Source organism: Kitasatospora sp. NPDC015121 (genome assembly GCF_055562955.1).
The window spans coordinates 79,206-105,925 of the sequence record NZ_JBVHEH010000008.1; the positions used below are offsets into that span (position 1 = coordinate 79,206).

At 76.1% G+C, this 26,720-nt stretch carries 22 protein-coding genes; 14 read left to right on the top strand and 8 right to left on the bottom strand.

Annotation, left to right across the window (positions count from 1 at the left end):
* Positions 1-18: 18 nt before the first annotated feature.
* Positions 19-1,227 carry a low temperature requirement protein A gene (locus tag ACZ3J7_RS13690; RefSeq protein ID WP_465620130.1) on the bottom strand — a complete coding sequence of 403 codons (1,209 nt, stop codon included), beginning with the start codon at positions 1,225-1,227 and terminating at the stop codon, positions 19-21.
* Positions 1,228-1,320: 93 nt separating this feature from the next.
* Entirely contained in the window at positions 1,321-2,727 is a 1,407-nt protein-coding gene (locus ACZ3J7_RS13695; protein WP_465620132.1) for a vWA domain-containing protein, read from the bottom strand.
* 154 nt (positions 2,728-2,881) lie between these two features.
* Between ACZ3J7_RS13695 and ACZ3J7_RS13700 the strand changes: the two genes are divergently transcribed.
* Complete coding sequence (locus ACZ3J7_RS13700) at positions 2,882-3,529, top strand: sigma 54 modulation/S30EA ribosomal C-terminal domain-containing protein (protein WP_465620134.1); 648 nt, start codon at positions 2,882-2,884, stop codon at positions 3,527-3,529.
* 103 nt (positions 3,530-3,632) lie between these two features.
* Here the strand turns inward: ACZ3J7_RS13700 and ACZ3J7_RS13705 are convergent, their stop codons facing one another.
* The 3 genes from ACZ3J7_RS13705 to ACZ3J7_RS13715 all read right to left on the bottom strand — a co-directional run bounded on the left by ACZ3J7_RS13705 (position 3,633) and on the right by ACZ3J7_RS13715 (position 6,207).
* Positions 3,633-4,619 (bottom strand): endonuclease/exonuclease/phosphatase family protein, encoded by a 987-nt coding sequence (locus tag ACZ3J7_RS13705; protein WP_465620136.1) that lies wholly within the window; start codon positions 4,617-4,619, stop codon positions 3,633-3,635.
* Positions 4,620-4,718: 99 nt separating this feature from the next.
* Positions 4,719-5,573, bottom strand: a complete 855-nt coding sequence (locus ACZ3J7_RS13710; protein WP_465620138.1) for a DMT family transporter — start codon at positions 5,571-5,573, stop codon at positions 4,719-4,721.
* Positions 5,574-5,655: 82 nt separating this feature from the next.
* The gene (locus ACZ3J7_RS13715) at positions 5,656-6,207 is read right to left on the bottom strand and encodes a cupin domain-containing protein (protein WP_465620140.1); all 552 of its coding nucleotides are present in this window, start codon (positions 6,205-6,207) and stop codon (positions 5,656-5,658) included.
* Between the two features lie 222 nt (positions 6,208-6,429).
* On the opposite strand from ACZ3J7_RS13715, the gene ACZ3J7_RS13720 reads away from it, so the two are divergent.
* From ACZ3J7_RS13720 to ACZ3J7_RS13780, 13 genes are all read left to right on the top strand, one after another.
* Positions 6,430-6,867 (top strand): RrF2 family transcriptional regulator, encoded by a 438-nt coding sequence (locus tag ACZ3J7_RS13720; RefSeq protein WP_465620142.1) that lies wholly within the window; start codon positions 6,430-6,432, stop codon positions 6,865-6,867.
* A gap of 101 nt (positions 6,868-6,968) precedes the next feature.
* Complete coding sequence (locus tag ACZ3J7_RS13725) at positions 6,969-7,832, top strand: hypothetical protein (RefSeq protein ID WP_465620535.1); 864 nt, start codon at positions 6,969-6,971, stop codon at positions 7,830-7,832.
* Between the two features lie 502 nt (positions 7,833-8,334).
* Positions 8,335-9,891: an ABC transporter substrate-binding protein gene (locus ACZ3J7_RS13730; RefSeq protein ID WP_465620144.1), complete on the top strand. Its 1,557-nt coding sequence runs from the start codon at positions 8,335-8,337 to the stop codon at positions 9,889-9,891.
* On the top strand, positions 9,888-10,913 hold the full coding sequence (locus ACZ3J7_RS13735; protein WP_465620146.1) for an ABC transporter permease: 1,026 nt from the start codon (positions 9,888-9,890) through the stop codon (positions 10,911-10,913). Before ACZ3J7_RS13730 ends, ACZ3J7_RS13735 begins: the two co-directional genes overlap by 4 nt.
* Positions 10,910-11,806, top strand: coding sequence for an ABC transporter permease (locus ACZ3J7_RS13740; protein ID WP_465620147.1), 897 nt, complete (start codon positions 10,910-10,912; stop codon positions 11,804-11,806). The genes ACZ3J7_RS13735 and ACZ3J7_RS13740 overlap by 4 nt, the downstream gene beginning before the upstream one ends.
* Positions 11,784-12,776: an ABC transporter ATP-binding protein gene (locus ACZ3J7_RS13745; RefSeq protein WP_465620150.1), complete on the top strand. Its 993-nt coding sequence runs from the start codon at positions 11,784-11,786 to the stop codon at positions 12,774-12,776. The genes ACZ3J7_RS13740 and ACZ3J7_RS13745 overlap by 23 nt, the downstream gene beginning before the upstream one ends.
* Before the next feature lie 170 nt (positions 12,777-12,946).
* Positions 12,947-13,903 carry an ABC transporter ATP-binding protein gene (locus ACZ3J7_RS13750; protein ID WP_465620153.1) on the top strand — a complete coding sequence of 319 codons (957 nt, stop codon included), beginning with the start codon at positions 12,947-12,949 and terminating at the stop codon, positions 13,901-13,903.
* 29 nt (positions 13,904-13,932) lie between these two features.
* Entirely contained in the window at positions 13,933-16,308 is a 2,376-nt protein-coding gene (locus ACZ3J7_RS13755) for a molybdopterin-dependent oxidoreductase (protein WP_465620154.1), read from the top strand.
* On the top strand, positions 16,305-17,510 hold the full coding sequence (locus ACZ3J7_RS13760; protein WP_465620155.1) for an acyl-CoA dehydrogenase family protein: 1,206 nt from the start codon (positions 16,305-16,307) through the stop codon (positions 17,508-17,510). The genes ACZ3J7_RS13755 and ACZ3J7_RS13760 overlap by 4 nt, the downstream gene beginning before the upstream one ends.
* Before the next feature lie 44 nt (positions 17,511-17,554).
* On the top strand, positions 17,555-18,685 hold the full coding sequence (locus ACZ3J7_RS13765; RefSeq protein ID WP_465620157.1) for an LLM class flavin-dependent oxidoreductase: 1,131 nt from the start codon (positions 17,555-17,557) through the stop codon (positions 18,683-18,685).
* Entirely contained in the window at positions 18,682-19,470 is a 789-nt protein-coding gene (locus tag ACZ3J7_RS13770; protein ID WP_465620159.1) for an alpha/beta hydrolase, read from the top strand. The genes ACZ3J7_RS13765 and ACZ3J7_RS13770 overlap by 4 nt, the downstream gene beginning before the upstream one ends.
* Positions 19,471-19,506: 36 nt before the next feature.
* A complete protein-coding gene (locus ACZ3J7_RS13775) occupies positions 19,507-20,034 on the top strand; it encodes a flavin reductase family protein (protein WP_465620161.1) in 528 nt (175 codons plus the stop codon).
* On the top strand, positions 20,025-21,128 hold the full coding sequence (locus tag ACZ3J7_RS13780; protein ID WP_465620164.1) for an LLM class flavin-dependent oxidoreductase: 1,104 nt from the start codon (positions 20,025-20,027) through the stop codon (positions 21,126-21,128). The genes ACZ3J7_RS13775 and ACZ3J7_RS13780 overlap by 10 nt, the downstream gene beginning before the upstream one ends.
* Positions 21,129-21,208: 80 nt before the next feature.
* Here ACZ3J7_RS13780 and ACZ3J7_RS13785 read toward each other — a convergent pair whose 3' ends face one another.
* The 3 genes from ACZ3J7_RS13785 to ACZ3J7_RS13795 all read right to left on the bottom strand — a co-directional run bounded on the left by ACZ3J7_RS13785 (position 21,209) and on the right by ACZ3J7_RS13795 (position 26,705).
* A complete protein-coding gene (locus ACZ3J7_RS13785; RefSeq protein ID WP_465620166.1) occupies positions 21,209-22,471 on the bottom strand; it encodes a hypothetical protein in 1,263 nt (420 codons plus the stop codon).
* A gap of 398 nt (positions 22,472-22,869) precedes the next feature.
* Entirely contained in the window at positions 22,870-24,708 is a 1,839-nt protein-coding gene (locus ACZ3J7_RS13790) for a hypothetical protein (protein ID WP_465620168.1), read from the bottom strand.
* Between the two features lie 305 nt (positions 24,709-25,013).
* Positions 25,014-26,705 (bottom strand): AMP-binding protein, encoded by a 1,692-nt coding sequence (locus tag ACZ3J7_RS13795; protein WP_465620169.1) that lies wholly within the window; start codon positions 26,703-26,705, stop codon positions 25,014-25,016.
* Positions 26,706-26,720 lie beyond the last annotated feature (15 nt).

A 26,720-nucleotide genomic window follows, 5' to 3' on the forward strand; every position in this document is an offset into this window, starting at 1 on the left:
CGTAGCGTTCCGCCCCCGCTACCCGCCGCCCGCCCCGTCCCGTCCCACCCGGTGGCCACGGGCCCAGACCGTCGCGAGCAGGAGCAGCAGCACCACCGGACCGGCCGCCAACGACACCGGCAGCAGGGCGAGCAGCAGCGGCAGCAGCACCGCCGGGACGGTGTGCACGAGGAAGCCGCGGACCTGCCCGCGCCCCTCCAGGGTCGGCGGCACCACCACCAGCACCACCGCGAAGTAGCAGGCCAGCGCGGCGCACAGCAGCAGCCGGGTGTCCTCGGGGAGCGTGCCGTCCGCGTGCTCGACCGCCCGGCCCAGACCGGCCGCCAGCGCCGCCAGCGCGGCGGAGCCCACCGCGTGACAGAGCATCACCCGGCGCGGCCGCCCGGCCGCGACCAGTTGCGGGAAGGCCGCCGCGCCGCGCCGCACGCTCAGCACCGACAGCGAGGCCAGCAGCGTCATCGCGGCCAGGCCCGTCCAGGCCAGCCGGGCGTCCCAGTGCTCCTGGTCGGACGCCGCCCGGATCACCTGCACCACGCCCTCCCCCAGCACGATCACCATGAACAGCCCCAGCCGCTCGCCCAGGTGGGCCGCGTCCACTCCCGCCTCCAGCAGCTCCGGCAGCGGCCGGTCCGCACCCGGCCCGCTCCCGCGCCGCTCCCGCCGCGCCGCCCAGCGCGACGCCACCCGGGCCCCGTCCTCCCGGGCCACGAGCAACAGCAGCGCGTCCAGCAGCAGGCCCGCGCCCCACAGCCAGTACCGCCACCCCTCCGGCGCGACGGTCGACACCAGCCACGGCAGCGCCCCCGCCCCGTACTGCGCGATCGGCCAGTCCGGCACCACCAGCAGGCTCCGCCCCTGCCGCCACAGCCGTCCCGCGTACCAGCGCAGCAGCACGTACGCCAGCGCGAAGGCGTTCGCCCGCGCCTGCTCGTGGACGCCCTCGACGGCCGCCGCCATCACCGCCATCCCGGCCATCGCCACGAAGAGCGCGAACGAGCTGGTCCGCTCCGCGACCACGTCCCCGTACACGGTGAAGCAGGCCCAGCTCAGCCAGAACGCGCCGAACAGCAGGCCGTACAGCCCCAGCGCGCCCCACCCGGGTCCCGTGTGCAGCAGGTGTGCCAACTGCCCGACGCCCGCCACCGCGATCAGGTCGAAGAACAGCTCGTTCCAGCCCGCGTGCCGCTCAACCGCCGCGCTGACCGCGCCGTCCGCCGCATCCGTCACCGTCCCATGATCGGCGCAGCCCCGCCGGGGACCGCCCGGACGCGCCGTCCCGACGCGCCGTTCGGCCGCCGGTGGTTCCGGCTCCGCCTCCGGCTACCGCAGGATCCCCGCCCGGCGGGCGGCCGCCACCCACTGCGGGAAGGCCGACAGCAGGCGGTCGTAGAGCTCCGGGTCCGGGAGGGTGCTGATGTCGTCGACCGTGAAGAAGCCCACGTTGTCGACCCGGCGCCCGGGGAGGCTGTCGAAGCGTTCGAGGACGCCGTAGTCGCCCCGGCCGAGGCCGACGAACTGCCAGAAGACCGGCTCCTCGACGGCGGCGCGCAGCTCGCGCTCGATCTCGGCGTTGCGGTAGACGCCGCCGTCGGAGAAGAACAGCACCAGGGTCGGGGCGTCCGCCGGGTTCTCCCGGACGTGGGCGCGGACCTGGGCGATCACCTTCTGCTCGTCGTTCTGGATCCCGACGGCCTTCATGTCGACCCGCCCGTCGGGCAGCGGCGGCCGGATCCGGCGGCGGCCGAACAGCGACATCTCGCCGACCCGGACGTGCAGCCGCAGCCAGTCCGGGAGGTCGGCCAGCCGCAGGTCGGGGAGGCGGGCCGGATTGCTGGCGAAGGTCCAGGCCTGCAGGGTGCCGTCGTCGTCGAGCTGGGCGGCGACGGCGGCCATCCGTTCGACCACGTCGGCGACCACGCCCCGGTGGTAGAGCGCGCTCATCGAGCCGGAGGCGTCCAGCACCAGGACCACCCGGGCGACGAGGTGCTGGGCGCCGTGCTTGCGCAGGCTGACCGCGACCTGCTGCTTGCGCAGGGTCAGCCGCTTGCGCATGTCGACGGGCAGCGCCTGCTCCTCCGCCGTCGGCGCGGCGGGCTCGGGCGGCAGCGGGGGCGCTGGTTGCGTCGGGGGCGTCGGGGGTGTCGGGGGCAGCGGTTGCGTCGGGGGCGTCGGCGGTGTCGGGGGCGTCGGCGGTGTCGGGGGCGTCGGCGGTGTCGGGGGCGTCGGCGGTGTCGGGGGCGTCGGCTCGCGGAGGGTGAACCCGTGCGCGACGGCGAGGCCGGCCAGGCCGTCCGTCCAGCCCTGGCCGACGGCACGGAACTTCCAGCGGCCGTCGCGCAGGTAGAGCTCGCCGCAGACCAGCACGGTCTCCGCGCCCGCGCCCGGGTCGAAGCTGACCAGTCCGGCCCCGCTGCGGGCGTCGTCGAGCAGCAGCGCCAGCCCGGGGACGGCGCCGAGCCCGGCCCCGTCCGAGACGGCCAGCAGCAGCACCCGCTGGACGCCGGGCGGCAGCGCCGCCAGGTCGACGTCGACCCCGTCCGGCCGGACCGCGACGCCCGTCGCGGCCTCCCCGGCGCGCAGCAGTCGCGGTCCGCCGTCGGCGCCGAGCAGCAGTGCGGCGGTGGCCGCCCCCGGGGTGTCCGGTCCGGCGCGCCGGGTGAGTCGGGCCCGGACGGCGGTGGTGTCGAGCGGCAGGTTCGCGCCCTTGGCGAGTGGAGTGGCTGTCACCTCCCCAGTCTGCCCGGTCCGGCCGCGCCGGGCACCGCTCGGGCGCGGGGCCGACCGACCCGCCGGAGGGGACCGTTCGGCCCTCGGCCCGGCCGCGCGGGCGGAGCAGAGTGGAGGCCGTCGGGATCGGGAGAGGTCGGGAGAGGAGAAGCCGATGAACCGTCCGCGGACCCGTCCCGGGGCCGAAGTGCCGGTGGAGACGCGCGGCACGGTGAGCGCGGGCCCGCCGGAGTACGCGCGGGGCAAGGTCGCGGCCGTGCTGGAGCGGCTGGACGAGCCGGTGCTCGCGGTGCGGGTGCGGCTCGTCCGGGAGGCGAACCACGCGGTGGCGCGGCCGTCGCCGGCGCAGGTCGCGGCGGCGACCATGCGGGAGGCCGTCGACCTGCTGCAGGACCGGTTCACCGCGCGGCTGGCCCGGCTGCACCACCACCGGCACAGCCCGGAGCAGCAGTTGGTGCGGCACGAGAGCTACGGGCCGGCGCGCTGCACGCCGCTCGACGCGGTGGGCGAACCGGAGGCGATGGACGACGACTTCCACCTGTTCACGGACGTGGACAGCGGCCGCAAGAGCGTCGTCTACCGGGGCAGCGCGGGCGGCTACCGGCCGGCCTCGGCCGGTCCGCCGCCGGGGCTGGTGGTGAGCCGGCTGGGCGTGCCGGTGCTGACGCCGGACCGGGCCCGGGGGCGGCTGGACCTCAGCGGCCTGCCGTTCGTCCTCTTCACGGACGCCGCGACCGGCCGCGGCAACGTCCTGTGCCACCGCTACGACGGGCCCTACAGGCTGATCACGCCCGCCGGGTAGCGGTACCGGCCTCCCGGCGGCCGTGGGGGTCCGGCCGGGGGCGGGGAGGGGAGCCGGGCGCGGTGTGGGGCCGCCCCCGGCTCCCGCGTGTTCCCACCGCCCGCTACCCGAGCGCCAGTTCGGCGACCACGGCGCGGTGGTCGCTGCGCGGCAGGGCGTGCTCGGAGACGGCGACGGCGGTCAGCGCGGAGCCGTGCAGGACGTGGTCGATCTGGATCGCCGGCGGGACGCCGGGGAAGTCCGGGTGGTCCTCGGGCCAGGTCGGGAACAGGCCCGCGCCGAGCTCCTCGTGGGTGTCGGACAGGCCGGTGTCCATCAGGTCGCGCATCGGCTTGTGGTCGAGGGTGGCGTTGAAGTCGCCCAGCAGGACGGCGTTGCCGGTCCGCCCGGGCGCGGCGGCGGTCAGCGCGTGCAGTCCCTCGGCCCAGCGGCGGGCGTCGCCGAGCGGGTAGTAGGTGTGCACGGCGACGATCTGCACGGGGCGGCCGCCGACCTGGACGGTCAGGTTGACGGACGGCCAGGCCGGGTCGGCGGCGGCGCCGACCGGCAGCCGGGTGTAGAGCGCGGTGTCCTGGCCGGCCGGGCGCTCCCGGTGCGGGAGCAGCTCGCGGATGCCGGCCGCGTCCAGCGCGGCGGCGGCGGAGTCGCTCTGCTCCTCGACGGCGAGCACGTCGATCCGCTGCTCGCGCACCAGGTCGACCAGGGACTTCGGCGAGACCTGCCCCATGTAGTTGTTGCTGGTCGCCACCCGCAGCCGGGGAGCGCCGGCCGGGGCGTCGTGCCCGTCCGGGACGAACCGGGGGACCAGCCACCACAGCTGCACCAGCACCAGCACCGCCGCGACCCCGCCCAGCCACCGCTGGCGCAGCGCCGCCGCCACCGCCAGCACCGCCACGCACAGCAGTGCCGCGTACGGCAGCCCGGCCATCGGCAGCGCCCACCAGGTGCCGTCGTCCCAGCCGAGCAGCCGGGCCGCCACCAGCACGGCCGGCCCCGCGAGCAGCACCCCGCCCGCCACCGGGACGGCCCGCCGCCACCGACGCCTCTTCCCCGCCACCGGCCTGTTCTCCGGCGTACCCTCGTCCGTCACGGCGCTCCTCCCAGGGCGTCGGCCGACGGCCATGATCACCCGGCCGCCGTCGAGAAGGACGGACGCCGCGGCCGGCGGCACGGTTCCGGGCGGGCGTGTTCAGTGCGCGGTGTCGCGGATGTTCGGGACGGCCCGGACCAGGGTGAGCACGCCGGCCACCACCAGGGCGGCGGCGAGGAGTTCGGGGACCAGCAGCCAGCCGGTGCGGATCGTCTCCCGGAACAGCACCACGCCGAGCAGCAGGCTGACGGCCGCGTCGCCGATGGTCAGCGCGGGCTGGGAGGCCACCAGCGGGCCGGCCTGGAGGGCGTTCTCCAGCAGCAGGACGGCGGCGATGCCGGTGAGCGCGAAGCCGTACGTCTGCCAGGCGGTCAGGAAGGCGGGCAGGCCGTGGTCGGAGAAGGTGCCGGTGGCGGACTTCAGCAGGGCGGCGGTCAGCGCGTTGCCGATCGCGGCGGCGGTGCCGAGCGCCCCGGCCCGCACCACCGGGCCCCGGCCCCGGGCCACCGCCACGCACAGCGCCATCGCGCCCAGGCAGCCGACCAGGACGGGCGTCCAACGGCTCATCGGCGCCTGGTCCTCGGCGCCGGACGGGGCCGCGCAGCCCAGGAACAGCGCCAGTCCGCCGACCACCGCCGCGACGCCCGCCCATCCGGCGGCCGGCATCCGGCGGTGCAGCAGCGGCGCGGCGATCAGCAGCGCGAACGGCAGCTCCAGCACGAACACCGGCTGCACCAGCGCCAGCGGCCCGAAGGCGAGTGCCAGCGCCTGGAACAGCGCCGCCCCCGCCACCCCGACGATCCCGGCCACCCACGCCGGGTCCCGGGCCAGCACCAGCAGGAACCGCAATCCCCCGCCCCGGTCCAGCCGGGCCGCCGCCTTCCGTTGGAAGGCGGTCCCGGCCGCGTTGGAAGCGGCCCCGAACACGGCGAACACCACGGCGAGCACGTCCATCCGCCATCGGTTCCCGTCCCCCGTCCCCCGAACCCCCGCTTCCCCCGAACGGCCCCGGACGGCCCCGGACCGCTGCCGGTCGTCAGGGGGTGGCGGGCGGTGCGGCGCGCAGGCCGGGGAGGTTGACCACGATCGCCTCCTGGGTGCTGCGGGCGATCACCACGACGGCCTCGTGCTCGGGGTCGGGGTTCTCCTCCCGGTGCGGGACGTAGGGCGGCACGAAGACGTAGTCGCCGGGGCCGGTGCGCAGCCTGACCTCGACCGGTTCCCCGCCGGAGTCGTCCAGGAAGACGAACTCGGGGTGTCCGCTGACCACGTGGATCGCGGTCTCCGACTCGCCGTGGTGGTGGTCGGAGGAGGCGGTGGCGGGGGCGACGTGGGTCTGGCCCATCCAGAGCTTCTCCGAGCCGACGGTGCGTCCGCTGATCGCCGCGAACCTGCGCATGCCGCCGCTCTGCGCGGTGTCGCCGTCGAGCGCGCCGGCCCGGACGTGGTGCAGTCGGGCGCGGAGCGGGGCGGTGGCGGACGGGCCGGTGGCGTCCGGTGCGGGCAGGTGCGGGTGGAAGCCCTCGCCGGCGCAGGTGGGCCCGGGCCCGTCGGTCGCCGGGGCGGGGTGGTGCGGTGCGGCGGACACGGGCTCTCCCGGTGGTGGAGGGTGGCGGACGGCGGGGGCGCACGGCCCCCGGGCGGACGGCGGCGGGGGCGCCGGGAACACGTCGGCGGGGGTGCGCGGATCGTGGGGAACGCTAGGCGCGGCCCGAAAAGGATGTCAAGAGGTGTCTTTTCGTCCGGGGTGCCGGAACGGCTGCTCCGGTGGGGACTTGATGATCGCCCGGCCCGGTGGATACTTCGGGGTATGCATATTTCCGCGAAGGCGGACTACGCCGCCCGCGCGCTGGTGGAGCTGGCGTGCGACACGGGGCGTCCGCTCACCTGCGAGGCGATCGCCTCCTCCCAGGAGATCCCGTTCCGGTTCCTGAAGTCCGTGGTCGGCGACCTGCGCCGGGCCGGACTGGTCCGCAGCCAGCGCGGCTGCGAGGGCGGCTACTGGCTGGGCCGCCCGGCCGCGGAGATCACGCTGCTCGACGTGGTGCGCGCCGTGGACGGGGAGTTGATCACGCTCCGCGGCGAGCCGCTGGCGGGGCTCGCCTACCCGGGGCCGGCCGACGCGCTGCCGGGGATCTGGCGCGAGGTCGAGGAGCGCGCCGGGGAGGTGCTGGCGGGCACCACGGTGGCCGCGCTGGTGCGCCGCTCCCGGCGCCCCGCGCCCCGGCCACTCCCGGAGGCGGTGTGACCGGCGGCGGCGCGACCGGCGGGAGCACGACCGGCGGCGGGAGCACGACCGGCGGCGGCACCCGTCGGCCGGACGGCGCCCTCGGGCCGGACGGCGGAGCGCTGCTGGAGGTCGTCGAGTTCACCGACCCGTTCTGCCCGTGGGCCTGGGGCTCGGAGCCCGCGCTGCGGGCGCTGCGCCGGGCGCTGGCCGGGGCGGCCGCGCACCGGCGGGTGTTCGGCATCCTCTTCGACGACGACGAGGAGCCGGCACCGGACCCGGACGCGGAGGCCGCCTGGTACGGGGAGTTCGTGGCCCGGGTGTCGGGGCACACGGGTGCGCCGCGGGCGGCCCGGCTGCGCTGGGTGGCGGCGAGCAGCTGGCCCGCCTCGCTGGCGGCCGCGGCGGCGGAGCGGCAGGGCCCCGAGGTGGCCGAGCGGGTGCTGCGGCGGCTGCGCGAGTCGGCGTTCGTCCGGGGCGAGCCGGCCGACACCCCGGAGCGGATCGCGGCGGCGCTGCGCGGTGTGCCGGGCCTGGACGCGGCGGGGCTGGCGGCGGCCGCGGCCTCGGCTCCGGTGCGGGAGCGGGTGGCGCGGGACCGGGCGGAGACCCGGGCGCCGCGGCCGGAGGTGGTGGGGCTGCGCGGGCCGGGTCCGCACCCGGGCGGCGCGAAGGAGATCGCGGGCGGGCACCGCTACGCGCTGCCCACGCTGCTGTTCCGCGGCCCGGCGGGCTGCCGGGTGGTGCCGGGCTGGCGCGCGCCGGCGGAGTACCTGGCGGCGGCGCGGGAGGTGTGCCCGGGGCTGCCCGTGGCGGTGGACGGCGGGCCGGGAGCGGAGGAACTGCTGCGCCGCTGCGGGAGCCTGACGGCGCCGGAGGCCCCGGGCGGTCCACCGGCCGGCGCGGTGACGGTGGAGACCGCGGGCGGCCCGCTGTACCTGTCGCCGCAGGAGGCCGCCGTCTCACCGCTACTCTCCGCATCCTGAGACGTTCCGGACGCGCTCCATCCGACTCCTTCCGCCTGACGTCCCGTCACCTTCCTTCCGCTGCCGACGAATTGATCTCCGGCCGAGCGCGCGGCGGGCGGCCGATCAAACAGACACCTTTTGGTGTCCATTGACACCGGCCCCGACCGCCCGACAGGATGGCGGCATGCTCTCGACGCACCCCAACGTGGTGTGCCGCTACGTGGACTTCCGGCGCACCAGCAGCGACCTCTGTCGCTGAGCGCCCTCCTCCGCCGGCGGCCCCGACCGCCCGCGGCCCCCGGAACGCGGCCCCGCCGCGCCGCACGGCAGGCTCCGCCCGCCGTTCCCGGACCCCTTTCTCCCGGTGAACCGCCCCGCCCGTGACCGGGCGGCGGCCGCCGACCCCTCTCCCCCGCCGGTGCCCCGCCGCACCGTCGTGCCCGTCTCCCGCCGTCCGCGGCCCGCCCGCGTCGACGCCCGCACCCGGGCACCCCCGCGCCGTGAAAGGTGACGCCCAGTCATGACCCGTTCCGCCCTGCCCTCCTCCGTCCCCTCCCTCGCCAGACGCTCCTTCCTCGGCCTCGGCCTGGGGGCGGGCACCGCGCTCGCCCTCGCCGCGTGCGGCGGTGCCACCGTCGCGCAGACCGGCGCCGCCGGCTCCTCCGGAACCCTCAAGTGGGGCTGGGCGCTGCCCACTTCGTGGGACCCGGTGTTCTCCTCGGCCGGCTGGGACGTGCACGTGCTGTCCCTGGTGTACGCCGGTCTGACCAAGCTCGACGAGAACGGGAAGGCCGTCCCCGCGCTGGCCACCGGCTGGACGTACGACGCCGACGGCACCAGGCTGACCTTCACCCTGCGCCCCGGCCTGGTCTTCGAGGACGGGACGCCGCTGGACGCCACCGCGGTGAAGAAGAGCCTGGACCGAGGCCGCACCGAACCGAAGTCGCTGGTCGCCCCGCAGCTGACTCAGGTCAAGCAGGTGCTGGCCCCGGACGCCACCACCGTGGTGCTCGAACTCGCCTCCCCCGACTACCAGTTGCCCAACCTGCTGGCCGGCAAGACCGGCCTGGTGGTGAACCCGGGGGCCTTCGAGTCGGACGCCGCCGCGCTGGCCGCCAAGCCGGCTGGCGCGGGCCCGTTCAGCCTGGTCTCCTACGTCCAGAACAGCCGGGCCGTGCTCCGGCGCAACCCGCGCTACTGGGACGCCGGGGCGATCAGGCTGGAGAACTTCGAGGTCTACCCGCTGCCGGACGCCGCCACCGTGGTCGGCGGCCTGCAGTCCGGCCAGTTCGACGTCGCGCAGATCCCCGGCAGCCAGGTCGAGGCGGCCAGGGCCGCCGGGCTGGAGGTGCAGGAGATCCCGTCGCTGGTGGTGGCGGTGCTGGACGTCAACACCACCAGGGCGCCGTTCGACAACCCGGACGTGGTCGAGGCGCTGAAGTACGCGATCGACCGCGAGGCCCTGGTGAAGACCCAGCTGTTCGGCCACGGCGAGGTCAACTACCAGCCGTTCCCCAAGGGGTACGTCGGCCACGACCCGGCCTCGGCGGACCTGTTCCGCTACGACCCCGACAAGGCCCGGGCGCTGCTGGCCAGGGCCGGGCACCCGGACGGCGTCGACCTGACGCTGACCACCACCACCGCGCAGGGCCTGCCCGAGCAGCTGCAGGCGCAGCTGAAGGAGGTCGGCATCCGGGCGAACATCGAGGTGATCCCGGCGGCGCAGGCCACCCAGATCGTCTACGTGCAGCACTCCAAGGCGCTGTTCACCGACCAGTTCGCGGGCCGCGACTCGGCCGCCCAGGCGTTCCAGGTGCTGTTCGGCGAGCAGGGCCTGATGAACCCGGGCCGCACCACCCCGCCGGAGCTGAAGGCGGCCGTCCAGCAGGTGTCGCGCACCCCGCTGGACTCGCCGGACTACCCGAAGGCGCTGCAGGCGGCGACCGCGCTGGCGGTGCGGACCATGCCGAACGTGTTCCTGTACAGCGTGCCGCGGCTGCTGGCCCGGCGGAAGTCGGTCTCGCCGATCCCGGCGTTCACCGTCGTGCAGCGCTTCGAAGGGGTGAGCGTCGCGTGAGCGCGGCGCTCCCGGCCGCGAGAGCGCGGGCCGCCGGGTGGGTGGCGCGCCGGGCGGCCCGGGCTCCCCGCTCGCTGGGCCGGGTGCTGGCCTCCGCCGCCACCGTCTTCCTGCTGTCCTCGCTGCTCACCTTCGGGCTCGGCGCGGTCTCCGACGCCAACCCGGCGGCGGCGGTGCTCGGCGAGACCGCGACGCCCGCCGACATCGCCCGCCTCGACCACGAGTTCGGCCTGGACCGGCCGCTGTGGGCGCAGTTCGGCGGCTGGCTGGGGCACGCCGTCCGGGGCGACCTGGGCCGCTCCTGGTTCACCACCCTGCCGGTGGGCGACTCGATCGCGGCCGCCCTGCCGGTCGACCTGTCGATCGCCGGCCTCGCGCTGCTGCTGGCCGTCCTGCTCGGCGCCGCCGGGGGCATCGCCGCCGCGCTGCGCCCCGGCAGCCGGCTGGACCGGTCGGTCACCGCGCTGTGCACCCTGCTCGGCACGCTGCCCGCGTTCGTGGTCGCCATCGGCCTGATCACCCTGGTGTCGGTGCAGCTGCGGCTGCTGCCCTCGGGCGGCTACGTGCCGCTGGAGCAGGACCCGGCCCAGTGGCTGCGGTTCGCCCTGCTGCCCGCGCTGGCGCTGAGCCTGGACGCGGCGGCGGGCATCGCCCGGCAGCTGCGCACCTCGCTGGTCGGCGCGCTGCGCGAGAACTGGGCGACGGGCGCGACGATGCGCGGGCTGTCGCGCCGCCGGGTGCTGTTCGGGCACGTGCTGCGCAACGCCGCCGGGCCCGCCGTGACGGTGCTCGGGATGAGCGTGCCGATGCTGATCGGCGGCGCCGTCGTCACCGAGCGGATCTTCAACCTGCCGGGGATCGCCCAGCTGTCGCTGCGGGCCGCCGAGCAGCACGACGTCCCGGTGATCCAGGGCACCCTGCTGGTGACCGTCGCCGTGGTGCTGGTCGCCAACCTCGCGGTGGACGCCGGACTGCTGGCGCTCAACCCGGCCGCCCGCCGCCGCCCGGCGGGTGCGCGGTGAGCGCGGCGCTGCGCCGCCCGGTGGCGCGGGCCTCGCTGGCGGTGCTGGCCGTCGTCGTGCTGCTCGCCGTGTTCGGCGGCCGGCTCGCCCCGTTCGACCCGCTCGCCCAGGACACCGCCCGGCTGTTGAGGGGGCCCGGCGCCGGCCACCCGCTGGGCACCGACTACCTGGGCCGGGACGTGCTCAGCCGGCTGCTCGCGGGCACCGGCCTGTCGGTGGCCGCGGCCGCGGAGGCGGTCGGCACCGCGCTGCTGCTGGGCGTGCTCCCGGGCCTGGTCTCGGTGCGCCTCTCCGCCCCGCTGACCTGGATCTCGCTGCGCGCCGTGGACGCCCTGATGACGCTGCCGTTCACGCTGTTCGCGATCGCCGCGGTCGGCGTCCTCGGCAACGGGCTGCACCAGGCGATGCTGGCCCTGGGCGTGCTGCTCGCGCCGCTGTTCTTCCGGGTCGCCCGGGCGGCGGCGCTCGGCCTGGACCGGGCCCAGTACGTGGAGGCCGCCGAGCTGATGGGCGCCGGACGGCTCACCGTGCTGCGCACCCACGTGTGGCGCAAGGTGCTGCCGACGCTCGCCGTCACCACGGCGCACGCGCTGGCCACCGCGCTGCTCACGGTCGCCTCGCTGACCTTCCTCGGCATCGGCGTCCAGCCGCCCGCACCGACCTGGGGCGGGATGCTCGCCAGCGACCTGGGCTTCCTCGCCCAGCAGCCGTGGGCCCCGGTCGTCCCCACCACCCTGATCGTGCTGACCGTCGGGGCGCTCAACCTGCTGGCCGACGCGCTGCGGGACGCCGACCCGGCCGGGTCCGCGCCCGGCGCCCCGGCGGCGGAACCCGTCCCGTCCCCGCTGCGAGAGCCGGAGGAGGCCCGCGATGACCAGCGCGTCCGTGTCTGACCGCCCCGCCCCGGGGAGCCCCGTCCTGGAGGTGGAGGGCCTGCGGGTGACCGTCGGCCACGGCGCCGCCGAAGCCGTCCGGGAGGTGTCCTTCACCGTCCTCGCCGGGCAGTCCGTCGGCCTGGTCGGCGAGTCCGGCAGCGGCAAGACGCTGACCTGCCGGGCCGTCCTCGGGCTCTCCGCGCCCGGCGTCCGCGCCGACGCCGACACCCTCGCCCTGGACGGCACCGACCTGCTCGGCCTGGACGGGCGCGGCTGGCAGCGGCTGCGCGGCGCCCGGCTCGGCGCGGTCTTCCAGGACCCCGGCTCCTTCCTCAACCCCTCGCTGACCGTCGGCCGCCAACTCGCCGAACCGCTGCGGGTGCACGGCGGCCTGTCCCGACCGGACGCCCGCCGCCGCGCCGTCGAACTCCTCGACTCGGTCGGCCTGCGCGACCCGGAGGCCGTGTACGACCGCTACCCGCACGAGCTGTCCGGCGGCATGCTGCAGCGGGTGCTGATCGCCATCGCGGTCAGCGGCGACCCGGACCTGCTGGTCGCCGACGAGGCCACCACCGCGCTGGACACCGTCGTCCAGGCCGAGGTGCTCGACCTGCTGGCCCGGTTGCGGGCGGAGCGCGGCCTCGGCCTGCTGCTGGTCAGCCACGACCTCGCCGTGGTCGCCGACGCCACCGACCGGCTGCTGGTCCTGTACGCCGGCGAGGTCGTCGAGGAGGGCCCCACCGCGGCCGTGGTCGCCGCCCCCGCCCACCCCTACACCGAGGCGCTGCTCGCCGTCGCCGGCCTCGGCCCGGGTGCCCGCACCCGCTTCCCCGTCATCCCCGGCCGTCCCCCCGCCCCCGGCACCCCCGCCCCGGGCTGCCGCTTCGCCCCGCGCTGCGCCTACGCGGCCCCGGAGTGCACCCTCGCCCCGATCCCCCTGACGCCCGGCGGGGACGACCGCGGGGTCCGCTGCCTCAAGCCCCGCTGAGACCCCGCCCGGCACCCCCGCCCGGCGCTCCCGTCAGGGGCTCCCGTCAGGGGCTCCCGTCAGGGGCCCGGGAAACGGCGGGCCCGAACTGCTGCGCGCCGGAGCCCACCGGTAGGTCCGTGCCGCTTCGGACCAGAACACCCACCACACGCCCGCGGAGGTACCCGACCATGACCACCCTGCTCGAAGTCCGTTCGCTACGGGTCGAGTTCGACCGCGGCGCGCCCGTGCTGGACGGGGTCGACCTGGAGGTGCGGGCCGGCGAGGTCCTCGGCGTGATCGGGGAGACCGGCTCCGGGAAGACCACGCTGGCGCGGGCGGTGGTCGGGCTGGCGCCGGTCGCCGCGGGGCGGATCACCGTGGACGGCCTGGACCGGACCGGGCTGCGCGGGCGGGCGCTGCGCGAGGCGCGGCGGGCCGGGGCGGTGCAGTACATGTTCCAGGACCCGCTGCGGTCGCTGGACCCGGACCTGACCGTGCTGCGGCTGGTGGGCCAGCCGCTCGCGGTGGCCGGCGTCCCGGTCGGCGAGCGGCGGCGGCGGGTGCTGGAGGCGCTCGACCTGGTCGGCCTGGACCACGCGCTGGCCGAGCGCGGGCCCGGCCTGCTCTCCGGCGGGCAGCGCCAGCGCGTCGCGCTGGCCCGGGCGATCGTGACCCGTCCGCGCCTGCTGCTCGCCGACGAACCGGTGTCCGCGCTGGACGCCTCCAACCGCAACCACGTGCTGCGGCTGCTCGACGAGCTGCGCCGTGAGCTGGACCTCGCCGTGGTGCTGATCTCGCACGACCTGGAGTCGCTGGCGGGCGTCGCCGACCGGCTGGCGGTGCTGTACCGGGGCCGGATCGTGGAGAGCGGGCCGGCGGCGGACGTGCTGGGCCGGCCGCTGCACCCGTACACGGCGCTGCTGGCGGCGTCCGCGCCGGGCGGCGGGGCGGGACGGCGGGCCGAACTGGCGCGGCTGCGCGCCCCGGCGCCCGCCCGGCCGGCGTCCTCCGCGTGCGCCTTCGCGCACCGCTGCCCGTTCGCCGACGCCGGCTGCGCGGACCGCCCGGCGCGGTCCGAACCGCTCCCGGGCCGGACGGTGGCCTGCCACCGCGCCGCCGACCCGCTCGTCCGCACGTTCTCCTGACACCCCGTCGAATCCTGGAGCCACCAGCCATGTCCACGCGTCCCACCACCTCGCACTGGGGTGCCTTCCGGGCCGGTCCGGGCCCCGCCGGCGGGGTGCTGGTCGAGCCGCACCCGGACGATCCGGCGCCCTCGCCGCTGCTGGCGGGCGTCGCCGGGTCGCTGCGCCACCGCACCCGGGTGCGCCGGCCGGCCGTCCGGGAGGGCTGGCTGCGCGGCGGGCCGGGGACGGGCGCGGGGCGCGGGCGGGAGCCGTTCGTGGAGGTCTCCTGGGAGCGGGCCCTCGACCTGGTCGCGGGTGAACTGGACCGGGTGAAGCGGGAGTTCGGGCCGCAGGCGGTGTTCGGCGGCTCGTACGGCTGGGCGTCGGCAGGGCGGTTCCACCACGCGCAGAGCCAACTGCACCGCTTCCTGGCCCTGTTCGGCGGGTACACCGCCTCCCGGAACTCCTACAGCCTGGGCACCTCGCTGGTGCTGCTGCCCCGGGTGGTGGGGGACGCCGAGACGGTGCTGCGGGCCGCCTCCTCGTGGCCGACGATCGTCCGGCACACCCGGCTGCTGGTCGCGTTCGGCGGCGTCCCGGCGAAGAACGTGTACGTGACGCCCGGCGGCGTGACCCGGCACACCACGCCCGGGTTCCTCGCCGAACTGGCCGCCGCCGGAACGGAGGTGGCGTTGGTCTCCCCGCTGCGCGACGACCTGCCGGACGGGCCGGCCACCGACTGGCTGCCGGTCGTCCCGGGCACCGACACCGCGTTGATGCTGGCCCTCACCCACACCCTGGTCGCCGAGGGCTTGCACGACCGGGCGTTCCTCGCCCGCTGCACCAGCGGCTGGCCGGTGCTGGAGCGCTACCTGGACGGCCGGGCCGACGGCACGCCGAAGGACGCCGACTGGGCCGCGCCGATCTGCGGCCTGGCCGCGGAGCGGATCCGCGCCCTGGCCCGGAGGATGGCCGCCACCCGGACCCTGGTCACCGTCACCTGGTCGCTGCAGCGCGCCCGCTACGGCGAGCAACCGGTCTGGGCTGCACTCGCGTTGGCCTGCGCGCTGGGCCAACTCGGCCTGCCCGGAGGCGGCTTCGGCCACGGCTACGGCTCGATGGGCGACGTCGGCGACACCGGGCCCGCGCTGCGCCTGCCGTTCCTTCCCCAACCCGCCAACCCGGTGGAGGAGTTCATCCCCTGCGCCCGGATCGCCGACCTGCTGCTGCACCCCGGCGCGGAGTACCCGTACGACGGCAGCACCCGGCGCTACCCGGACATCCGGCTGGTGCACTGGGCCGGCGGCAACCCGTTCCACCACCACCAGGACCTGGGCCGACTGCGTCGGGCCTTCGCCCGCCCGGAGACCGTGGTCGTCCACGAGCCGCACTGGACGTCCACCGCACGGCACGCGGACATCGTGCTGCCCGTCACCACCGCGCTGGAGCGCGAGGACTTCGGCGGCGGCCGCCGCGACACCCACCTGATCGCCATGCACCGCGCCGCCGAGCCGGTCGGCGAGGCCCGCGACGACCACGCGATCCTCGCCGCGCTCGCCGAACGCCTGGGCTTCGCACGGGAGTTCACCGAGGACCGGACCCCGCGCCAGTGGCTGGAACACCTGTACGGGGAGTGGGCCGGACAGGTGCGCGCGGACGGCGCGGGCGACCCGCCGCCGTTCGACCGCTTCTGGGCCGACGGCGAGTGGCGGCTGCCCGGACAGGACGAGGAGCGCACCCTGTTCGCCGAGTTCCGGGCCGACCCGGACCGGCACCCGCTGGCCACCCCCAGCGGCCGGATCGAACTGCACTCCCCCGCGATCGCCGCACTCGGCCTGCCCGACTGCCCCGGCCACCCCGCCTGGCTCGACCCGCGCCCCGACCCCGCCACCGCCGGGCGGCACCCGCTGCTGTTGATCGCCAACCAGCCCGCCACCCGGCTGCACAGCCAACTCGACACCGGGGCGCCCAGCCTGGCCGACAAGGTGGCCGGCCGGGAGGCCGTCGAACTGCACCCGCGGGACGCGGCGGAGCGCTCGGTCGCCGACGGCGACCTGGTGCGGATCTTCAACGACCGCGGCGCCTGCCTGGCCGGGGCCCGGCTCACCGACCGGCTGCGCCCCGGCGTGGTCCGGCTGCCCACCGGCGCCTGGTTCGACCCCGTCCCCGGCACCGAGCCGCCGCTGTGCGCGCACGGCAACCCCAACGCGCTGACCGCCGACCTGCCCAGCTCCCGCCTCTCCCAGGGCTGCACCGGCCAGCACGCCCCGGTCCAGCTCGAACGCTGGAACGGCGGCGCCCCGCCCCCGGTGACCGTCCGCCACCCGCCCGTCCTGCTCCCCGACCCCGGCCCGATCCCCGTCCCCGGCCCGCACACCGATCCCGGCCCGCACACCGATCCGCCTCCGGAGGCCGTCCGATGACCACCACCGCCCCGTCCGACGTCCCCGCCCCGCCCGACACCGCCCCGCCCCGGTTCCCGGCCCCCGCCCTGGACGGGCTGCCCGCGGTGACCACCGCCCTGGCCGCCTGCGCCGCCGCGCACGACCGGGACGCCGAGCTCCCGCTCGCCGACTTCGAACTCCTGCACGGCGCGGGCCTGTTGACCGCGACGGTGGCCGCCCGGCACGGCGGCCCCGGGGTCGGCCTGGCCGGCACCGCGCGGATCCTGCGGGCGCTCGGCGCGGGCGACCCGGCGGTGGCACTGGTCACCGCGATGACGCTGTTCACGCACGCCGCCGAGGCCCGCACCCCGTCCTGGCCGGCCGGGCCGCTCGCCGAACTGCTCGCCGAGTCCGCGCGCCGCCCGGTCCTGGTCAACTCGCTACGGGTGGAGCCCGAGCTCGGCAGCCCGGTGCGCGGCGGCCTGCCCGCGACCACCGCCCGCCGCCTCGGCGACGGCTGGGAACTGACCGGCCACAAGATCTACTCGACCGGCGCGTACCTGCTGGACTGGCTGCTGGTCTGGGCCGCGACCGACGAGACCCCGCCCCGGGTCGGTTCCTTCCTGGTCCGGGCCGGCAGCCCGGGCCTCACCGTCGAACCGGTCTGGGACCACCTGGGCCTGCGCGCCTCCCGCAGCGACGACGTCCGCCTCGACGCCGTCCCGGTGCCCGGCGACCGGGTCGCCCCGCTCGTCCTCCCGGGCACCGACGGCGGCCGCGACCCGGTCGGCGGCGCCTGGAACGGCCTCGGCCTGGCCGCGCTGTACCTGGGCGTGGCCGGCGCCGCCCGGGACTGGCTGCTCGGCTTCCTGCACGAGCGCACCCCGAGCGCCCTCGGCGCGCCGCTGGCCTCGCTGCCCCGGTTCCAGAGCGCCGTCGGCGAGATCGAGACCGCCCTGGCCGGGGCCGACCGGCTGGTCGACGCCCTCGCCGCGGCCGTCGACGCGGGCGAGCCGGGCGCCGCCGAGCAGGCGGGCGGCGCGAAGGTGCTCGCCACCCGGGCCGCGATCGACGCCGTCCAGCAGGCGGTGGCCCTGGTCGGCAACCACGGCCTGACCCGCCACCACCCGCTGGAGCGCCACCTGCGCGACGTGCTGTGCGCCCGCGTCCACACCCCGCAGGACGACTCGGTCCTGCTCGCGGCGGGCCGCGCCGCCCTCGGCCGCGTCCGCCCCCTCTGACCCCACCGCACCGCCCTTCCCCTCCGCCCGAAAGGACCACTGCCATGCCCGTCGAGTTCGTCGGCATGATCTCCACCCACGACGTCTCCGAGACCCGCCCGGCCACCGGCCCGGTGGTGGACGTCGACTACACCCGCCGGTTCGCCCAGGCGCACGAGCGGGCCGGCTTCGACCGGATCCTGATCGCCCAGTCCTCGGGCAGCCCGGACCCGAACCAGGTCGCGGCGTTCGCCGCCGCGCACACCGAGCGGCTGGGCCTGCTGGTCGCGCACCGCCCCGGCTTCCTCGCCCCGACCGTCGCCGCCCGCACCTTCGCCACCCTGGACCAGTTCTCCGGCGGCCGGGTCGCGGTGCACGTCATCACCGGCGGCAACGACGCCGAGCAGCGCCGCGACGGCGACTACCTGACCAAGGACGAGCGCTACGCCCGCACCGACGACTACCTGACGGTGGTGAAGCGGGCCTGGACGGAGGACGCCCCGTTCGACCACGAGGGCCCGTACTACCGGCTGGCCGACTTCCGCTCCGACGTCCGGCCGGTGCAGCGGCCGCGGATCCCGCTCTACTTCGGCGGCTCCTCCGAGGCCGCGTACCGGGTCGGCGGCAAGCACGCCGACACCTTCGCGCTGTGGGGCGAGCCGCTGGCCGAGACCGCCGAGCAGATCGCCCGGGTCCGGGCCGCCGCCGAGGCCGCCGGGCGCACCGACGTACCGGGCATCAGCGTCTCCTTCCGCCCGATCCTGGGCCGCACCGACGAGGAGGCCTGGGAGCGGGCCCGCGGCATCCTGGGCACCATCGAGCAGCGCGGCAGCACGCTCGGCTGGCGCCGGGGGACGGCCCTGAACGGCGCCGACGCGGCGCCGCAGAACGTCGGCTCGCAGCGGCTGCTGGCCGCCGCCGCCAAGGGCGACCGGCACGACCGGGCGCTGTGGACGGCCACCGCGCGGGCCACCGGCGCCGGGGGCAACTCCACCGCCCTGGTGGGCTCCCCGGAGACGGTCGCGCAGGCCCTGCTGGACTACGTGGAGATCGGCGCGACCACCCTGCTGATCCGCGGCTACGACCCGCTGGACGACGCCCTCGACTACGGCCGCGAGCTGCTGCCGCTGGTCCGCCAGGAGGTCGCCCACCGCGACGCGGCCGCCGCCGCCCCGGCCACCGCCGGCGCCCGGTGACCGCGCCCGCGCTCCCCGCGCTCCCCACCGCCCGGCCCGACTCCGACGCCCGCGCGGATGCCCACTGGGACCCGGCGCCCGGCGTCGCCGTCCGCGGCACCGTGGTGCTGCTGCCCGGACGGGGCGAGCACCCCGGCCTGTACGCCCGATTCGGCCGCCGGCTGGCCGTCGACGGCTACCGCCTCCTCGTCCCCGGCGACCACCCCGACGCCCCGGACGCCCCGACCGTCCTGTTCGCACGGGCCCGGGCCGAGCAGCCGGACGGCGGGCCGGTGGTGCTGGCGGGTTCCGACGCCGGTGCGCTGCTGGCGCTGGCCCTGGCCGGGGAGGTCGGACCGGACGGGCTGCTGCTGGCCGGACTGCCGGACGGCGGGACGCCCGGACGGGTGCCGGACGAGTTGTCCGCGCGTACGGCGTGCCCCGTCCACCGGGGTCTGCTGGCCGCGGATCCCGGGTTCCGGCCCGGCGCCCTGTTCGACCCGGTGCCCGCGGCGCTGGCCGGGGCGGCGGCCGCGGCCCGTCCGGCGGTGCCGGTCCTGGCGTTCCACGGGCTGGCCGATCCGGTCGCCCCGGTCGGGGCGCTGCGGGGGCTGGCCGGGCGGCTGCCGTCGGTGGAGGCGGTGACGGTGGCCGACGGACGCCACGACGTGTTCAACGACGCCGCGCACCGCAGCGTCGCGGCCCGCACCGTGCTGTGGCTGGAGCTCCTGCGGGCGGGCCTCGACCGCCTGCCGTCCCCGCCCCCGCCGCTGCTCGTCCCGCTCGACGCCGGCTCCGACGGCTGACCGCCCCTCCCCCTCCCCTCCCGAAAGGACCACCCCGTGACCACGCTCGACGAACGCCCGCCCGCCACGGCGCCCACCGCCCCGCCCGCCGAACTGCTGCGCCGCACGCTGCGCCGGCACGCGTCCGGGGTGGTGGTGGTCACCGTGGCCGGGCCGGCCGGGTTCACCGCGACCTCGTTCACCTCGGTGAGCCTGGAGCCCGCGCTGGTCTCCTTCTACCTCGCCTCGGGGGCGTCCACGGCCCCGGCGGTGCGCGCGGCCGACGCGTTCACCGTGCACGTGCTGCACCGCGGCCAGGAGGAGCTGGCGCGGGCGTTCGCCCGTAGCGGCACCGACCGGTTCGCCGGCGTGCCGTGGCGCGTGGGCCCGCACGGCACTCCGCTGCTTGAAGGCGCCGCCGCCCGGCTGACGGCCCGCCGGGTGGGGCTGCACCCGGTCGGCGACCACCTGCTGGTGGTGGGCGAGGTGGTCGCGGCGGACGTCCGGGGCGGGGAGCCGCTGGTGCACCACGACGGCGGGTTCGGCGGGTTCGCGCCGGGCGCCGGGGAGGGGGCGTGGGGCTGACCGTGCACTGGTTCCTGCCGACCACCGGCGACAGCCGCGAGGTGGTCGGCGGGGGCCACGGCTCCGTGCCGGGGGCGTCCGGCGGGGACCGGCCGCCGTCCCTGGGGTACCTGGAGCAGGTCGCCCGGGCGGCCGAACTGCTGGGATTCGCCGGGGTGTTGACCCCGACCGGCCCGTGGTGCGAGGACGCCTGGCTGACCACGGCGATGCTGGCCGCCCGGACCGAGCGGCTGTCCTTCCTGGTGGCGTTCCGGCCGGGGCTGCTCTCGCCGACCCTGGCCGCCCAGATGGCGACGACCTACCAGCGCCTGTCCGGCGGCCGGCTGGCGCTGAACGTGGTGACCGGCGGCGAGTCCCGGGAGCAGCGGGCGTACGGGGACTTCCTCGACAAGGACGGCCGGTACGCGCGGGCCGGGGAGTTCCTGTCGGTGACCGGCCGGCTGTGGCGCGGTGAGCGGGTCGACCACGCGGGCCCGCACCTGCGGGTGGAGGGCGCGGAGCTGACCCGGCTGCCCGATCCGGTGCCCCCGGTGTACTTCGGCGGCTCGTCGGCGGCGGCGGAGCGGGTCGCCGCCCGGCACGCGGACGTGTACCTGACCTGGGGCGAGCCGCCGCCGCTGGTGGCGGCGAAGATCGGGCGGATCCGGGAGCTGGCCGCCGCGCACGGGCGTCGGCCGAGGTTCGGCGTCCGGCTGCACGCCATCACCCGGGACACCTCCGCGCAGGCCTGGGCCGAGGCCGACCGGCTGCTGGCCGGGATGGACGCCGAGCGGATCCGGCAGACCCAGCTCGCCCTGGCCCGGAGCGAGTCGGAGGGGCAGCGGCGGATGCGGGAGCTGCACGGCGGGGCGGTCGACCGCCTGGAGGTGTACCCGAACCTGTGGGCCGGCTTCGGCCTGGTGCGCGGGGGCGCGGGCACCGCGCTGGTGGGCAGCCACGCGGAGGTCGCGGACCGGATCGAGGAGTACCACCGGCTGGGCGTGGACGAGTTCGTCCTGTCCGGCGTCCCCCACCTGGAGGAGGCCTACCGGGTCGGCGAGGGCCTGCTCCCGCTGCTCGCCGGCCGCGGCCTGCTGACCGCCCGCGGCCGGTGACCGGCTCCGGCCCGTCGCGGGTGCTCTCCCCGCGACGGGCCGGTCGTCAGCGCTGGCCGGACGTCACCGCCGGCCGAGTGTCAGCGCTGGCCGGTCCAGGCCGAGCGCGGCTGGGTCTTGACGCCGCGGAGGGTGGCCGGGTCGATGTCGACGTCGGCGTAGAAGACGCCGAGGTTGTAGCCGTCGCCTTCGGTGTTGACGGTGACGCTGATGTCGGTGTCGCCGTTGCGCAGGTACGGGGAGACGTCCCAGCGGTTGGCGTCGTATCCGAAGGTGTTGGGGTAGGCGGGGTTGCGCGGGAAGCGCTGGGCGGGGTCGGCGTTGTCGAGGTTGGAGGTGAAGGCGTCGTTGGCGGGGTGCAGGGCGTCGGTGAAGCGGGTGAGCGGGCCGTTGGTGGACTTGAGGTCCATCGTGTCGCCGGTCCACTTGTGGTCGCCGTCGTAGACCACCCAGCCGAGGTGGCCGGTGACGGGGCCGGTCGCGGGGGTCTTGAGGCCGGACAGGGTGCCGGTGAGGGCGGGGCTGTTGGGGAGCTCGGGCTGGAAGCCGTCCCAGACGTGCAGGTGGCGCAGGGGTTCGCAGTCGCGCTCGTAGGCGACGACGACCGTCCAGCCGCCCCAGCTGTGCGGCTTGACGACGGAGTCCATGTCGGCGGCCTCGTACGTGCCGGAGCCGTGGTTGCGGACCTGGTCGGTGATGTCGGCGGAGGCCTGGTAGCTGCTCTCCTCGTTGGTGGTGATGTAGCCGATGGAGGGCTGCTGGTTGGCGATGTTGGTGTACTGGGCGTCGCCGGGGAACTTGAAGTAGATCTCGTCGATCTGGCTCTCGGGCAGCACCGTGTCGCCGATGCCGCGGGTGCCGCCCCAGTAGAGGCGGGCGAACTTGACGGTGGCGCCCTCGGGGAGCTGGAGGTCGGCGGAGCTGGAGGAGTAGATCGCGTCGCCGAGCGGGCCGACGTGGCCCGGGCCGTCGATGTTGATGTACTTCATCGGGAAGTTGTTGTTGATCGGGCGCGGCCCGTCGCCGTTGCGGGCCTGTGCGCAGGGGGCCTGGGCGGGGTCGACCGGCGGCTGGGTCTCGTCGCAGGTCATCAGGGTGTTGCTGATGTGGGTGATGCCGCCGTGGAAGTCGCCCTCGAAGCGGGTGGTGAACGGCAGCCGGTTCTCGATGATGGTGGTCGCGGCGGCGATCCGGTGGTTCGGGGCGGCGGGCAGGCTGCCGGTGGAGTGCGCGGCGGGGACGGCCAGCGCGCTCGCGGCGGCGACGAACGCGGCGGTGGCGGTCAGTGCGCGCCGGGTGGGGCGAGTGAGGCGGACGGGACGGGTGGGCTGGAGACGGGACAAGTCGGGCACTCCTCTGACGGATGGTCAAGGCGCCTTCCCGCGAAGGCACTTCTACCTGACCATCCGTCAGGCGGTCGATCGGGGTATTGGGCCGAATGACGGCATTCCTGATGATTTGCTGAGAATGAGGGCCTCCGGAAGGGTGAACGGTCAGGCCGGCCGTTCGAACCGGACCCGGTCCACGGCGAGGGCGGCGAGGCACGGCGCGGACCCCCAGATCGGGGGTGGGGGCCCGCGTGGTGCGGCCCGCCGCGTCCTCGGGCCGGAGGAAGCGGCGGGCCGGGCTCGGTGACACGTCACGGGTTTCGGTGACACGTCATGTATGTGGGTGACGCGTCACCGGTTTCGATGTCGCGTCATCGGTGACCCCTCACGCATGTCGCGTCATCGGTGACACGTCACGGGTAGGAGACGATGTTGCTGGGTCCGCCGAAGCTCGGGTCGACGGCCCGGCCGGTGCCGTTGACCACCGAGTCGATGCCGCCGGAGCCGTTGAGGAAGACGGTCAGCAGGTCGTGGAGCTTGACGCCGGGGGTGGCCGGCACCTGGAAGGCCGTCGAGTTGCGGATGTCGACGCCCTGGTTGAAGTACGAGTAGCTGCCCATGCCCCAGCCCTCGAAGGTCTTCACCTTCGGGCCGACGGCGAAGGCCGGGTAGCCCTTCTGGCGTTCGCTCGCCATCCACGCGGCCTGGTTGGGCACGTCGTAGGGGTTCTCGTTCTGGAAGAAGACCACCCGGCCCTGCTCGCCGTTCCACTGCACCTCGGTCTTCTGGAAGTGCTCGACGGCGAGGCCGGTGGCGGTGACCCGGTCGCCGTTGACGATCAGGCCGGTGTCGCTGCGGGCGCTGGTCCAGCTGCCGCCGCCGGTGCCGTGGTCGGCGCGCCAGATCCAGGCGTCGTCGATCAGGGTGTCGTCGCTGTTGACCTCCAGGGCGGTGGTGGCGGAACCGTTCAGCGCGCCGCCGACCCGGAAGAACACGTCGGAGAGCGCGATCGGGTCGCCGGGGTGGGCGGCCTTGCTGCCGCGGTTGCCGACCTGCACCAGGACCTGCGACCGCTCCTCCCCCGCGTCGACGATCAGGCCCGAGACGTTGACGCCGTCGACGTCGTCGACCTTGATCGCGGCGTTGCCCCGGGTCGGGACGAGGGTGGCGAAGCCGAGGCCGACGACCTGGGTGCCGGGCCGGGTGACCTTGATCGCCTCGGGCAGCTCGTACACGCCGGGGGTGAGCAGCAGGTCGCGGCCGGCCCGGAGCGCGGCGTTGATCTGCTGGACGGTGGCGCCGGGGCGGACGACGTAGAAGCCGTCCAGGGGGCGGGATGCGCCGGGCGTGGAGCCGTTCTCCCAGCTGGTGCCGCGGGAGTCGCGCCGCGTGGCGGGCACGAAGACCCGGTAGTCGCCGTGCTCGTCCAGGTACAGGTAGGGGGCTTCGCGGGTGACCGGGCAGGTGTCGAGGGTGGTGTAGGGGGCCGCGCCCTGCTCGGTGGAGAAGGACTGGGCGGGGGCGCCCTCGGTTCCGCAGAAGACCTGGTTCCAGACGCCGTTGGTCCAGCCGTCCAGGTTGCTGTTGCGGGTGAAGAACTGCTGCTGGGAGCCGTTGATCACGGTGCCGCCGGTGAACTTGGAGTCGGCGATGAAGCCGCCGCTGGCCCAGGCGGGCGAGCCGGTGCAGTAGTCCATCAGCGTGACGTTGCCGTTCAGCTGGACCCGGCGCAGCGGGGCGGCCTGGGAGACCGCCCAGAAGTCGGTGTTGCCGTAGCAGCCGCTCTGGCCCGCGACGTTGACCGTGAGGTTGCTCAGCGAGCGCCAGAAGTTGGTGGTGGCGTAGCACTGCGACTGGTCGCCGCCGACGCACTGGTTGTACACGTTGACGGAGCCGTTGATCACCACGTCGCCGGGGTTGCGGCCGAGGCCGGCCACGCTCTCGTAGAAGCCGACCGGGAAGACCAGCGGGTCGGCGGCGGTGCCGTAGGTGCCGGGCTTGAACAGGATCGCGTAGCGCTGGGGGCCGAACTCGTTGCCGGCCTGGGCCTGGGCGAGGGCGTTCAGGCGGTCCTGGACCTGCGCCTTGGGCATGGTCGGGTCGAGCACGACGACGTTCTCGCCGAGGCTGCCGCCGCCGGGCGGCACGGGGGCCGCGGCGGCCTGGGTGGTGGGGGCGAGGAGAGCCGCGACGAGGGCGGTCGCGGCGGCCGCCGCGAGGCCGTAGCGGCGGGACCGGGGAGCTCGGTTCATGGGGGTGCACACCCGTCTGGTGGGATCCGGGGACGGCGGCCGGGCCCGGGGCGCCGTGCTGAACGCACGTCAGTCGGGGAGGCCGGTCGCTTACTTCACGGCGAGATTTAACGTCTGAGAAAAGAGGGGCGTCAAGACCTGCGACAGGGCCGGTCCACGCGGACGCGCACCGGGGCCGGACCCCGGCGGGGGCCCGGCCTCGGCGGAACAGCAGGTCGACGGCGGTTCGGCGACGGTTCGACGGTGGTGCGGCGACGGCTCGGCAGCGCTCCGGCGGCGGTTCGTCCGCGCGCGGACGAACCGGCTCAGCCGGCCAGGAGGGCCGCCGCGAGCTCGCGCATCTCGACCTTGCGGACCTTGCCGGTGACGGTCATCGGGAACTCGTCGACCACGTGCACGTACCGCGGGATCTTGAAGTGGGCGAGCCGTCCGGTGCAGAATGCGCGCACCGCCTCGGCCGTGAGCGGCGGCGCGCCCTCGCGCATCCGCACCCAGGCCATCAGCTCCTCGCCGTACTTGGCGTCGGGCACCCCGATCACCTGGACGTCGAGCACGTCCGGGTGCGCGTACAGGAACTCCTCGACCTCGCGCGGGTACACGTTCTCGCCGCCGCGGATCACCATGTCCTTGATCCGGCCGGTGATCGAGAGGTAGCCGTCCGCGTCCATCACCGCCAGGTCGCCGGTGTGCATCCAGCCGTCCGGGTCGACGGCCTCGGCGGTCCTCGCCGGATCGGCCCAGTAGCCGAGCATCACCGAGTAGCCCCGGGTGCACAGTTCGCCGGGCTCGCCGCGCGGCACGGTGCGGCCGGTCCCGGGATCGACCACCTTGACCTCCAGGTGCGGCCCGACCCGGCCGACGGTGGAGACCCGGCGTTCGACCGGGTCGTCGACCCGGGTCTGGGTGGAGACCGGGGAGGTCTCCGTCATGCCGTAGCAGATCGACACCTCCGTCATGCCCATCCGCTCCATCACGCCCTTCATCACCTCGGTCGGGCACGGTGCGCCCGCCATGATGCCGGTGCGCAGGCTGGACAGGTCGTACCCGTCGAAGCCCGGGTCGGCCAGCTCGGCGATGAACATGGTCGGCACCCCGTACAGCGAGGTGCAGCGTTCGGCGGCCACCGCGGCCAGGGTGGTGGCCGCGTCGAAGGCGGGGGCCGGGATGACCGTGCAGGCGCCGTGCGAGAGGGCCGCGAGGTTGCCCATCACCATGCCGAAGCAGTGGTAGAAGGGCACCGGTACGCAGATCCGGTCGCGCTCGGTGTAGCCGCAGAGCTCGCCGACGAAGTAGCCGTTGTTCAGGATGTTGCGGTGCGAGAGGGTGGCGCCCTTCGGGAAACCGGTGGTGCCCGAGGTGTACTGGATGTTGATCGGCTCGTCGGCGCTCAACCCCCGCTCGATCTCCGCGAGTTCGGCCCGCCCGCCGTCCCCGGCGGCCGCTCCCGCCGCCTCCCCCGCCGCCAGCAGGGCGGGCCAGTCCGGGCCGTCCAGCAGCACGGTGTCCGCCAGCTCGGGGCAGCGCGGGCGCACCTCGGCGATCATCGCCGCGTAGTCGGAGGACTTGAACCGCTCGGCGGCGACCAGCAGCCGCACCCCCGCCTGGTTCAGCACGTACTCCAACTCGTGCGCGCGGTAAGCCGGGTTGATCGTCACCAGGATCGCGCCGAGCCTGGCGGTGGCGTACTGGACGAGCGTCCACTCGGCGCGGTTGGGCGCCCAGATGCCGACCCGGTCGCCCTTGCCGACCCCGCGGGCGCGCAGGCCGAGCGCCACCGCGTCCACGTCGGCGGCGAGTCGGGCGTACGTCCAGCGCCGGCCGGTGGCGTGCTCGACCAGCGCCTCCCGCCCCGGGAAGGCGCCCACCGCGCGGTCGAGGGCGGCGCCGACGGTGTGGTCGAGCAGCGGCGTGCCGGACGGGCCGGTGGAGTGGCTGGGCGGGAGCGGGTCGTGCGACAAGGTGGCCTCCTGAACCGGGCGGTACCGACGGGTACCCATGCTGCGCACCCGGGA